The organism is Williamsia sp. z71 (assembly GCF_059553375.1).
This window is the reverse complement of sequence record NZ_JCANWX010000011.1, coordinates 160,785-172,339: the sequence shown is the minus strand read 5'-3', so window position 1 is coordinate 172,339 and position 11,555 is coordinate 160,785. Positions and strand designations below refer to the sequence as shown.

Genomic DNA, 11,555 nt, shown 5'->3' with positions numbered 1-11,555 from the left:
CCCCGATGATGTGCCCTCAGTGTGACTCTTGTGTTGCCGCCTGAGCGGTGGTTGGGTCCTGGTCACCTGGTGTTTGGCTCTTGATGTGCCTGCCGGCATCGCATTGATGCGCATGTCTGGTCTTGCAAAAGTTATGCCAACACCAGGTGGGAAGGACCGGCCGATGTGGCTTGATAGGAGCGTGGCAACGCCCCCAACTGAGGATTGCCCACCGACCGGCCCAACCGTCCCTGGTCCCTGTTTCTGAAATCAGGAGGCAACCACCATGGTTGTAGTTGGAGTCGATGTACACAAGAGCTCACACACATTTGTTGCCGTCGATCCCGTCGGCAAAAAGCTAGGCCAACTCACCGCCCCGGCCACCACCGCCGGCCATCATGCCGCGATGCGATGGGCCCACACCCAGTTCGGTACCGACCTGCTCTGGGGCATCGAAGACTGCCGACAGATGTCGACCCGCCTCGAACGCGACCTACTCACCGCCGGCCAGACCGCCGTGCGGGTACCCACCAAAATGATGGCCCACACCCGTGCCTCGGCACGTACCCGCGGCAAATCAGATCCCATCGACGCTCTGGCCGTCGCGCGGGCAGTGCTGCGCGAACCGAACCTGCCCGCCGCCGGCGCCGACCCCCGATCCCGCGAGATACGTCTACTAGTCGATCGACGCGAAGTGTTTGTCGCACAACGCACCTCAACAATCAACCGACTGCTGTGGCGAGTCCATGAAATCAACCCCGCCTACGCCCCCAAACCACGCTCGCTGAGCATGCACAAACACCAACAGATCCTCGCCGCACAGCTGGCCACCGAGACCGGACTGCTGGCCGACATCGCCCGCGAAGAACTCGACGAGATCATCTCCCTGACCACCCGGATCAACACCACGGCCACCGAGATCGGCAAACGAGTCCGCGAACTGGTTCCCTCGCTACTACAGCTACCCGGCTGCGGGGAACTCACCGCAGCCAAAATCGTCGGCGAAACCGCCGGCATCGCCCGCTTCCACTCGGCCGACGCCTACGCCAACTACGCCGGCACCGCCCCCATCCCGGTCTGGTCCGGCAACACCGCCGGCCGCGTCCGGCTACCGCGCTGCGGCAACCGACAACTCACCACCGCCCTGCACCGCATCGCCCTGACCCAAACCCGACTCGAAGACAGCGACGGCTACACCTACTACCGCAAACGCCGCGCCGCCGGCGACTCCACCACCGCAGCCCTCCGAGCACTCCGACGCCGCCTGGTCCGCACCGTCTATCAACGCCTGATCACCGACACTGCGCCCCAACCACGAGCCATTCAGACCGCCGCCGCTTGACATAGGAGCAACTTTTGGCGAGTAAAAGCCCAGGTGGGCTCCGCCAAAAGGCCACATCATCGGGGTTTGCGGAGCAGGTAGATGTCCATGATCCAGCCGTGGTCCGCCCGGGCGGCGTTCCTGGTTTCCCGGATCTGCTCACCGACCTCACCGACGGTGCCGGAGATCAGGAGCTGGTCCGGCGTCCCGAGGTAGGCGCCCCACCAGATCTGATCGTCGGGCGCGGCCGTCTGGAAAAAGGTGCAATCGGCGTCGAGCATCACCACCTGGTTGGCCGCGGCCCCGGCCGGGGTATCGGCCAGTCGACGTCCGGTGGTGATGTGGATGGGCTCACCGATGCGGTTGAGCAGGATCTTGTGCGCAGCGGTCAACGAGGCAAAACTCGTGATGCCCGGGATCACCCGGTAGTCGAGCTCCAGGCGCCCGCGCGCGACGATCGTGTCGACGATGCGCAATGTGCTGTCGTACAGCGCCGGATCACCCCAGACCAGGATTCCGCCGACACCGTCTTCGGACAGCTCCCCGGCCAGCGCCTGCTCGATCAGATCGGCGCGAGCATCGTGCCAGCGCCGGACCTCGGCCGCGTAGTCGTCCGGACTTCGGTCCCGGGCTGGATCGGGGACTTCGACAAACCGGTAGCCCCCGTCGAGGTAGCGGTCGCAGATCTCCTTGCGCAGACCCACCAGCGACTGCTTGACCGCCACGCCGCGTTCGGGCGCCTTGTCGAGGACAAAGAATGCGTCGACGGATTTCATCGCATCGATGGCCTCGATGGTGATCTGACGTGGATCGCCCGGCCCGATGCCGATGACCAGTAGCGTGCGCATGTCGTCAGGGCCTGGCCTTCGGGAGTCCGTGGAATCTGCCGGTGATGTCGCCGATGGTGCGGCGCGGCAGCAGGCGGCGCAACGCGAAGACGATGGGCGCCCGGTTCCCCTTGGCGTACAACGGCTTCGGATCCTTCGCCAGCGCCGCCTCGACGATCACCTCCGCCATCGGCCCGACGGCCAGACCGGCATCCTCGTTGCGGCGGGTGGCCGCGGCGACCGTGTCGTAGTCACTGCGATAGGGCGAGTCGTCGGCGATGAAGTACTCCCGCCGATCACCGATACCGGTGGCGATGGTGCCCGGTTCCACCGTGCAGATCGCCACGCCGAACGGCGCGAGTTCGCGTCGACTGCCGTCCGCGAACGCCTTGAGCGCCGACTTGGTGGCACCGTACGACGAGCGGAAGGCCAGCGGGAAACTGGAGAGCATCGAGCCGACCATGACGATGGTGCCGCTCCGGCGCACCCGCATCCCGGGGAGGATCGCCTTCGTCAGTGCGATCGGGCCGAACACATTGGTGGCGAACAGTTTTTCGATGGCCTCCATCGGGGTGTCCTCGAGTGGACCCATCTGCGACTGCCCGGCGTTGTTGATCAGGATGTCGACCGCACCGGCATGGTCGGCGCACCGCGCGATACTGGCCGGGTCGTTCTGGTCGAGTTCCAGGTAGGTCACCCCGGGGATCGGATTCTCGATGGCAGCGGGATGTCGGCTCGTCCCCAGAACCGTCAGTCCGCGGGCAACCATCTGCCGGGCGACTTCGGCGCCGATTCCGCTCGATACGCCGGTGATCAACACGGTTTTGCTCATCGCTCAACCCTAGGTCCAGGTTCTCCCGGAGAGCACCAGCACACCCCCGGCGTCGGTCGAACAACGCAAAATCAGTGGCGAAGCCGGAAAAATCAGTGGCGAACCTGGGAAATACCTGAGCATCCTGGATGTGTTGCACCCAAGAAGTGCACCCAAGAAGTGCACGCGAAGGGGTAGTCGAATGTTGCTCGGAGTGGGCTTGGCCGTACTCGCGGCGGTGGGCTATGGCCTGTCGTCGGTGATGCAGGCCCTCGGAGCACGGCAGGCGGCACGCGCGAACGCCGGTGATGAGCGGATGTCCACGGCGGCCGGGTCCCCGTCCTGGCGGTCCACCGTGGCCACCGCGATGACCGGCGTCTTCGTCGCCGGTGCGGTATTCGACGTCCTGGGCTTCGTGGCCGGGGCGGGCGCAGCCCGGATGCTGCCCCTGTTCCTGTCGCAGACCATCGTCGCCGGCAACCTCATCGTCACGGCCGTCCTCGGGGTCCGGCTCCTCGGGATCAAGCTGCACACCCGCGACTACATCGCGATGGGCACGGTCCTGCTGTCGCTGCTGCTCCTGGGTTCCGCGTCGCAGCCGCTGACCGAATATTCGACGCCACCCTCGTTGCACTGGGCGCTACTGGCGATCACCATCGTGTTGGTGTTGCTGTCCCTGTTCACGGTTCGCAAGATGGGACGAGCGGGGTCGGTTGCCGCCGGTGCCTCGGCAGGCCTGCTGTTCGGTGCGGTCGTGATAGGCGTGCGCATCCTCGACGGCATCGACCCTCTGTCGCTGCCGACCATGCTGACCGATCCCGCCGCCTGGGTGATCGCCATCGCCGGTGCGGCAGGGTTCTATCTGCACACCGTGGCGTTACAGCTCGGTGAGGTGAACGGGTCGACGGCGGCACTGGTTGTCGGGGAAACCACGGCGCCCGGGATCGTCGGGGTGCTCTGGCTCGGTGACTCGACGGTGCCGGGCATGCAATGGGTTGCCCTCGCCGGATTCACGTTCGCGGTTCTCGGCGCGGTTGCCGTGGCGATGTTCGGGTCCGCCGAGGCCGAACGTTCGGCCCAGGAGAACCTGGCCGGCACGGCAGGAGCCCATGAATCGGAGTCCGGTCGGGACAACGATTCGTTCAACGTACCGGCTGACTGCAGCTCGTCGGCGCATCCACGAGAGAACAAAAATCCGCCGGGCGGGTGGGCCGATAACTGGCCGGAACGCCGGCGTTGGCGATGATCTCGGAATAGGCGGCGACGGCCGGGGTGGGCCTGCGGGTCAGGCTCGGATCCGAGGTCGCATCCACCTGGTACAGACCGAAACGTGGTGTGTAGCTGCCCCACTCGTAGTTGTCGGTGATCGACCAGTAGTTGTAGCCGACAACGTTCATCCCGTCGGCCCGGGCCCGGGCGATCCAGTAGGCCGCGTCGCGCAGTTGGTCTTCTCGGCGGTACTCGTCGGGGCGGGCCTGCCCGTTCTCGGTGGGGATGCCGTTCTCGACGATGTACAGGGGCATACCGGGGAACTTCCGTGCGTAGTAACGCAACGCGTAGTAGAGGCCATCGGCCGACGACGACGCTTTCCAGAATTGCTCGGACGCGGCGTTGTAGGTGTTCAGGTCGGTTGTCGCCACCGAGTAGTAATAGTCGATGCCGACGAAGTCCTGCTTGTCAGCGATCCGGTCGAGGAACATCGCATCGAGCGCCGGCTGAACGGTCGGCAGATAAGCCGAGTTCGACGTCACCCAGGCGTCGGGCTGAATCGAGTGGATGTGGTCGTAGATGTCGCGATGCACTCGGACCAGCTGATCGAGCATCAACGGAACGTTTCGGGCTTCCACACCGCCGAAGGACAGTTCTTTGAGGTAGGTGTAGACCATCGGCTCGTTGATGGTGACCCAGATGGGATCGAACCGGGCATAGCGGTCAACGACCTTGCGCGCGTTCGTGAGCCAGCTCTGCGCCATCTCCGGGTTGTTCCAGCCACCGCGGTCGGCGACCCACCCCGGGTACACCCAATGGTCCAACGTGATCATCGGCGTCATCCCCGCCAGCAGGATGTAGTGCATCACGCGGTCGTAGTATTCGAGCTCGCGCTGATCCCAGACGCCCGGCGAGGGCTCGATGCGCGCCCACTCGACGCTGAACCGATAGACGCTCACGCCCATGGCCTTGGCGTTGTTGATGTCCTCTTCGAACCGATTCCGAAAATCGACCGAGGTGCCCACCTGCTCGTCGACGCGACCGCTGTTCGAATACCGCAACCAGTTGCTGTCCGGAGAGGAGCCCTCGGACTGAAACCCGGCCGACCCCACGCCCCAGAGAAAGCCCGGCCCGAGTCCGGGATCCTGGCCGGCCGCCGGTGCGGCCGGAATCGCGATGGCACATATCAGCGGGAGGATCACCGCCAACAGTCGTCGCATCTTCCCTACCCAGGATTCGCTGCCCGCTCACATCACATAGGCCAGGTTGGCCAGCACCTTCTCGAGCACCCGGTCCCCGTCGATCACTGCGGACCGAATATCCCAGTCGATCGACCCCCGACCAGCCGGGCGAATTCAGCATAATTGATCACCAAGGTCAGATCTGGAATTCGATCGAGTTCATCAACTATTCGCGCGCGGCCGATCCGCCTGGCTCATCGTTGCCAACGCGCCCTGCCGCCGAGCCATCACCGCGCGGTAGTCAGGTGAGTGGGCCCGGGAGATGCCCGGGGTACGTAGCCGTTGATTGCCGTCCTGAACTGCTGCGATACCCGGCCGCGGAGGCAGTGGTGCCCTAGGCAGGATTCGAACCTGCGACCTACCCTTTAGGAGAGGGTTGCTCTATCCCCTGAGCTACTAAGGCGCTTCGCGTCACGACATTACCTGCGCGGTCGGCGACACCGGGGTTCGGGCACAAAGAAACGCCGTACCCGCCCCGAGCGGGATGCGAGGTATGCCGGAATCGGCAACCAAGCGTAACCATTCCAATGACTGCTGTAATACTTAACTCGCTTGTCGCCGTTCGAGAGGGGTATGACATCAAGAAAATTTTGGCACCGGCGTTGATCTTCATCGGAATCGCCCTGGTGACCGCCGCAATCGCAGTACCGTTGTGGCTGGTTCCCAAGCTCAAAGTGGTTCCTCTGGACCTCGATATCACCTCTGTGGCGACGTCGGTTCCGGCAGGACTGACCGATGACAACAACACCCCGGCACGCGTCTTCAACCGCTGTTCGGTCAGCGAACCGAAGGCACAGGTCCTTGATGCGCATCTGACGCAGCAGCGTCGCAGCATCATCATCAACCCGTCGAACTCCGATCAGGCAACACTGCAGTCCGGGCAGACCGTGATGATCGATCTGATCCGCGACGGCGACGAGACCTACGAACCGACCGCAGGGGCGGCCAACGCCAAGCTCACCTGTGAAGATGCCGTTCTCACCTCGAACGTCGACGTCGTGTCTGTCGATCGCGACACCAGCAAGCCGAATGGCAACATCGCTCGCATCCACACCGTCCAGGCGCCCGAAGGCACGGTGACCATCGAGGACACCGACAACTTCGTCGAAGCGCCTCGCGAGGGATACCAGTACAAGTTCGGCTTCGACGTCGAGAAGACCGACCAGATCTACTACGACTCCAATTCCCGACAGGACGTCACCGCCACGTTCGTCGAGGAAGAAGAGATCAACGGCCTCACCGCATACCACTTCGTGAGCGATGTTCCCGAGGTCGATCAGGTGACACTTCCGACGCCGAACGGGGAGCCCGCACTGGGCACCTCGCTGGAGATGCCGGCCAGTTGGTGGGGTATCCAAGGTGTTCCGGCAGGCGAGAAGATCGTGATGGACCGTTTCGCCAAGGCCACCCGCCACGTCTGGGTGGAACCGCAGACCGGCACCATCCTCAAGGGCATGGAAGAGCAGCGTCAGTACTTCAAGTCTCCGGGCTGGGAAGATCCTGATCTGGCCGCGCCGATCCGCGAATTCGAGATGGACGCATTCGCCGCGACCATGGAGTGGGACGAGGCCACCGTCGAACGGCAGTCGGACAAGGCTTCCGGTTACGTCGATCAGCTTCGCCTCGGTGGGGTGATCCTTCCGGCGATCCTCGGAACCGTCGGCGGACTGCTCCTCATCGCAGGTGTGATCCTGCTGCTCCGGCGCCCGACCCCGGCCCCGGTCTCGGTCACCGACAACACCGAGCAGTTCCCCAGGAGCTGACCTCGCACGTCGCCTCTCTGACAGATCGCCGCAAGAGCCCTCGAGCGAACGCTCGGGGGCTCTTGTCATCTGCAGACCGGGGGTCCGCGCGGATCAGATGCGCAGGGCCAGGGCCACGACCAGCCGGGACGCGGCATCGGACAGATCCAGGCCCGTCAATTCCCGGGTTCGACGCAACCGGTACCGCAGTGTGTTCGGGTGGATGTGCAACTCGCCCGCCGCCGCCCGGACATCGCCGAATGCGTCCAGGTAGGCCCGCAGGCTCCTCATCAACTCGGTCCCGTGCGCGGCGTCGTAGTCGCGCAGTGCGGTCACCCGGGGATCGACCAATCCGGGGTTGGCGGCCAGCAATCCGACGATCTCACCGAGCAACACCGGCGTCCGCGACTGCTCGATGGTGGTGACCGGGTCGATGAGCGTGCCTTCCCGGCGCGCGGCGTCGATCACCCGGTCCACCTCGCCGCGCAATCTGGCCGCATCGGCCACCCCGGCGCCTTCGGCGAGCACCGCCCGGATCCGGACACCGAACCTGCGTTCGGCTGCCGCGACGGTCTGGTGTGCCCACTGCACCGTCGCGGGCCCCCCGCTCGTCTGCGGGAACAGTACGTAGACCCGTCCGCCGACCGCCGCGGTCACCGAGTCGGGCCGAAAGGCGCTGGCGTGCAAGGTGAACGCCGGCAGGTTCTGCTCCCCCGGACCCTCGTCGTGTCCCCGGGCCGCCAGGCCGACGACAACCACCGGGCCCTCATCCGGAATGTTCAGCGCCTGAGCAAGGTAGGTGACGTCCACCCCCTCACCCCGGAACCCGAGCAAGCGCTGAACCTGCTCGCCGTGCACGGACGGCATCGCCGCCGACTGCGCGATGATGCGGGCGGCGACGGCGGATGCACCGGCGATCACCTCCGCGGAGTCCACCGCCAGGTCGGCGTCGGCCTGTTGCAACCACAGGGTTCCCAGATACGTCGTGCCGCCGGCTCCCCGGATCCCGACCGCCAGTCGGTGACGGAGCCCGAGGTCGTCGCGTCGGGCCACCGACACCACGTCCGTCCCGGCCCGCAGAGCACCGAAAACACCCCACTGTCGCAGCCAGTCGAGCATCTCCGGTGGACCTTCCCTGCCAAGGATCGACAGGCGCCGCAATTCGTCGGCGTGCTCGCCGGAGGTGCTGTAGGCCAGCACATGCGAGTCGGCGTCCTCGATGCTGACCAGTCCGCCGGTCCGGTCCGCGACTGCCTGCGCCAGCGCGAACAGATCGCCGGCGGTACCGCTGGCCATCGATTCCGCGGTTCCGGCGCGCGCCTGCTCCAGCACCCTCCCGATCAGGTTGTAGATCCGCTCCCAGCGGGCGTGCGGATCGACGGCGACCACCGCGACGCCCGCACCCGCCGCCCGGCGTACCAGCGTTGCCGTGGGCGACTTGACCAGGATCGCGCTGGGGGGCCGCGCCCCGAGCGTTGCCAGCCAGGTGATCACCCGTTCGGCACCGATACCGACCAGCAGTGCAAGGTCGGCCCGGCGGGCCGCACGGCCGACGCCGAGGTGAAGATCATCGTCGTCGAGCAAAGCCATCGACGACACCGGCCGATCCAGACCCTGCGGCGCCTCCACCAGCGTCACCAGCGTGCCGTCCAACGCCAGCAGTAGACGCCCCAGCGTGACCGAAGGCGGTAAACCGGGCTGGGACATCGCCATCTCCCTTGTTCAGCTGGACCAAGGATAAACACACTCTTTGGCCTGTCGGCTATCGTTTCCGCAGCACAGCCCGGCTGTGATGGGTAGATGGACACCATCACCACACCCCCACGCGCACACAACGAACCCGTGCACACCTACGCCCCGGGATCGCCCGAACGCCAACGGATCATCAGCGAACTGAACACTCTCACCGCCGACGGCCCGATCGACCTGCCCCATGTGATCAACGGAGCCCACGTCACCGGCGCCGGTGCGCCGACCCCGGTGGTGCAACCCCACGCCCACCACGAGGTTCTGGGCACCTTCACCAACGCCACCCACGACGATGCCCGGGCCGCAGTGGACGCAGCCCTGGCGGCCGCACCGGCGTGGGCGGCGACCGATTTCGATGCCCGCGCCGCGATCCTGCTGCGGGCCGCGGATCTGATGTCCGGGCCCTGGCGCGAGAAGATCGCGGCCGCCACCATGCTCGGACAGTCGAAAACGGTGCAGCAGGCCGAGATCGACGCACCCTGCGAACTGGTCGACTTCTGGCGGTTCAACGTCGGATTCGCCCGCGAGATACTCGCCGAACAGCCGGTCTCGAGCCCCGGGGTGTGGAATCGACTCGATCACCGACCCCTCGAGGGGTTCGTCTACGCCATCACGCCGTTCAACTTCACCGCCATCGCCGCAAACCTGCCCACCGCCCCCATGTTGATGGGCAACACGGTGGTCTGGAAACCGGCACCCACACAGACCTTTTCGGCGTATCTGACGATGAAGCTGCTCGAGGTGGCGGGATTGCCCCCGGGTGTCATCAATCTCGTCACCGGTGACGGAATCGCGGTCAGCGATGTGGCCCTGCGTGATCCGAATCTGGCCGGAATCCATTTCACCGGTTCGACGAAGACCTTTCAGCGGCTGTGGCGTGAGGTCGGGTCGAACATCGACCGCTACCGGGGCTACCCCCGGCTGGTCGGCGAGACCGGTGGCAAAGACTTTGTCCTCGCGCATGTTTCGGCCGACCCCGACGTACTGAAGACCGCGCTGATCCGGGGCGCGTTCGAGTATCAGGGCCAGAAGTGTTCGGCCGCATCGCGGGCCTACATCCCGCGCTCGGTGTGGGACACGATGGGCGACGACTTCCTCGCCGAAGCGAACGACCTGAGCTACGGCGATGTGCGGGACCTGACCAATTTCGGTGGCGCAGTCATCGACCAGCGCGCCTTCGACAAATCGTCAGCAGCCGTCGAGCGGGCCAAGTCGGTGTCCACATTGACGATCGCGGCCGGTGGCGACCACGACGATTCGGAGGGTTACTTCGTGCGACCCACGGTGCTGCTGGGCGATGATCCCACCGACGAGGCGTTCAGCACGGAATATTTCGGGCCGATCCTGGCGGTTCATGTCTACCCGGACGACGAGTTCGGTTCAATTCTGCAGCAGGTCGATTCGACCGCCCGCTACGCACTGACCGGCGCGGTCATCGCCGACGACCGAGCCGCGGTCGGTGCCGCCTTGTCCGGGCTCCGCAACGCCGCAGGCAACTTCTACATCAATGACAAGCCCACGGGCGCGGTCGTCGGACAACAGCCCTTTGGTGGCGGGCGCGCCTCGGGCACCAACGACAAGGCCGGATCCAAACAGAATCTGATGCGCTGGACCTCGACCCGGACCATCAAGGAGACGTTCATCCCGGCGACCTCGGCGGCCTATCCGCACATGGCCGACGACCCCGACGATGACCGATGAGCGGCCCGCTGGCGACCGCAAGCCGCGCCATCCTCCTCTCGGCAGGGCGCAGCGAGCGGATCAAACGGGCCGGCGAACGGCTACCGATCACCCGAAACGTTGTGCAGCGCTTCGTTGCGGGCCAGACCCACACCGATGTCATCGAGGCGGGCCGGGCCCTGCTCGGCGCCGGCCGGATGATCTCCGTCGACTATCTCGGCGAGGACACCACCGACGAGGCACAGGCCGAACTCACCGTGTCCGCGTATCTGCAACTGGTCGGGATGCTCTCCGGAATCGATGCAGCAGAACATAATTCGGCATCGTCAGGACATCCGATGGAGATATCACTGAAGTTGTCTTCGCTGGGAAGCGCTCTGCCCCGACATGGAGAGAAAATCGCCCTGGAGAACGCCCACCGGATCACCTCCGCCGCCACCGCGGCCGGGGTGTGGGTGACCGTCGACGCCGAGGATCACACCACCACGGACTCAACCCTGCGGATCGTCCGCGAATTGCGCACCGACTTCCCCGATCTGGGCACCGTTCTGCAGTCCTGTCTGCGCCGCACCGAGGAGGACTGCCACGAGTTCGCCGGGCCGGGTTCACGAATCCGGTTGTGCAAGGGCGCCTACGCCGAACCTGCGAGCGTGGCCCACCAGAGCTCTCGTGACGTCGACGCTGCGTACCTGCGCTGTCTGAAGGTCTTGATGGAGGGCGACGGCTATCCGATGGTCGCCGGCCACGACCCGGTGATGATCGCAGCCGCCGAGCAGATGGCCGCCGACTCCCGTCGCAGCACCGACATGTGGGAATACCAGATGCTCTATGGCGTACGGGGTTCCGAGCAGAAGCGCCTGGCCCGGGCCGGGCGCCGGATCCGGGTGTACGTCCCGTTCGGTTCCCAGTGGTACGGATACTTCATGCGCCGGCTGGCCGAGCGCCCCGCCAATCTGATGTTCTTCCTACGGGCCCTCGTCTCGCCCGATTGAACGG

At 65.5% G+C, this 11,555-nt stretch carries 9 protein-coding genes and 1 tRNA gene; 5 read left to right on the top strand and 5 right to left on the bottom strand.

All coding sequences use genetic code 11. From position 1 onward, the window contains the following. Positions 1-265 precede the first annotated feature (265 nt). The gene (locus AC51GR_RS23650; RefSeq protein ID WP_496323328.1) at positions 266-1,321 is read left to right on the top strand and encodes an IS110 family RNA-guided transposase; all 1,056 of its coding nucleotides are present in this window, start codon (positions 266-268) and stop codon (positions 1,319-1,321) included. Between the two features lie 56 nt (positions 1,322-1,377). Here the strand turns inward: AC51GR_RS23650 and cobF are convergent, their stop codons facing one another. Together cobF and AC51GR_RS23640 are read right to left on the bottom strand one after the other, a co-directional pair. Next, positions 1,378-2,148, bottom strand: a complete 771-nt coding sequence (cobF, locus tag AC51GR_RS23645; protein ID WP_496327103.1) for a precorrin-6A synthase (deacetylating) — start codon at positions 2,146-2,148, stop codon at positions 1,378-1,380. Positions 2,149-2,152: 4 nt separating this feature from the next. Continuing rightward, positions 2,153-2,959 (bottom strand): SDR family oxidoreductase, encoded by an 807-nt coding sequence (locus AC51GR_RS23640; protein ID WP_496327102.1) that lies wholly within the window; start codon positions 2,957-2,959, stop codon positions 2,153-2,155. 181 nt (positions 2,960-3,140) lie between these two features. On the opposite strand from AC51GR_RS23640, the gene AC51GR_RS23635 reads away from it, so the two are divergent. Next, positions 3,141-4,184, top strand: coding sequence for a hypothetical protein (locus AC51GR_RS23635; protein ID WP_496327101.1), 1,044 nt, complete (start codon positions 3,141-3,143; stop codon positions 4,182-4,184). Here the strand turns inward: AC51GR_RS23635 and AC51GR_RS23630 are convergent. Together AC51GR_RS23630 and AC51GR_RS23625 are read right to left on the bottom strand one after the other, a co-directional pair. Then, entirely contained in the window at positions 4,081-5,367 is a 1,287-nt protein-coding gene (locus AC51GR_RS23630) for a family 1 glycosylhydrolase (protein WP_496327100.1), read from the bottom strand. The genes AC51GR_RS23635 and AC51GR_RS23630 overlap by 104 nt on opposite strands. A 348-nt stretch (positions 5,368-5,715) precedes the next feature. Beyond that, positions 5,716-5,791 (bottom strand) — tRNA-Arg (locus tag AC51GR_RS23625). 187 nt (positions 5,792-5,978) lie between these two features. Here AC51GR_RS23625 and pgfA point away from each other — a divergent pair. Further along, positions 5,979-7,151, top strand: a complete 1,173-nt coding sequence (gene pgfA / locus AC51GR_RS23620) for a cell envelope lipid trafficking protein PgfA (RefSeq protein WP_496327099.1) — start codon at positions 5,979-5,981, stop codon at positions 7,149-7,151. Between the two features lie 93 nt (positions 7,152-7,244). Here pgfA and AC51GR_RS23615 read toward each other — a convergent pair whose 3' ends face one another. Further along, positions 7,245-8,837, bottom strand: coding sequence for a PucR family transcriptional regulator (locus AC51GR_RS23615; protein ID WP_496327098.1), 1,593 nt, complete (start codon positions 8,835-8,837; stop codon positions 7,245-7,247). A 93-nt stretch (positions 8,838-8,930) separates the two neighbouring features. Between AC51GR_RS23615 and pruA the strand changes: the two genes are divergently transcribed. Together pruA and AC51GR_RS23605 are read left to right on the top strand one after the other, a co-directional pair. Continuing rightward, positions 8,931-10,580 carry an L-glutamate gamma-semialdehyde dehydrogenase gene (gene pruA, locus AC51GR_RS23610; RefSeq protein ID WP_496327097.1) on the top strand — a complete coding sequence of 550 codons (1,650 nt, stop codon included), beginning with the start codon at positions 8,931-8,933 and terminating at the stop codon, positions 10,578-10,580. Further along, entirely contained in the window at positions 10,577-11,551 is a 975-nt protein-coding gene (locus AC51GR_RS23605; protein ID WP_496327096.1) for a proline dehydrogenase family protein, read from the top strand. The genes pruA and AC51GR_RS23605 overlap by 4 nt, the downstream gene beginning before the upstream one ends. The last annotated feature ends 4 nt before the right edge of the window (positions 11,552-11,555 follow it).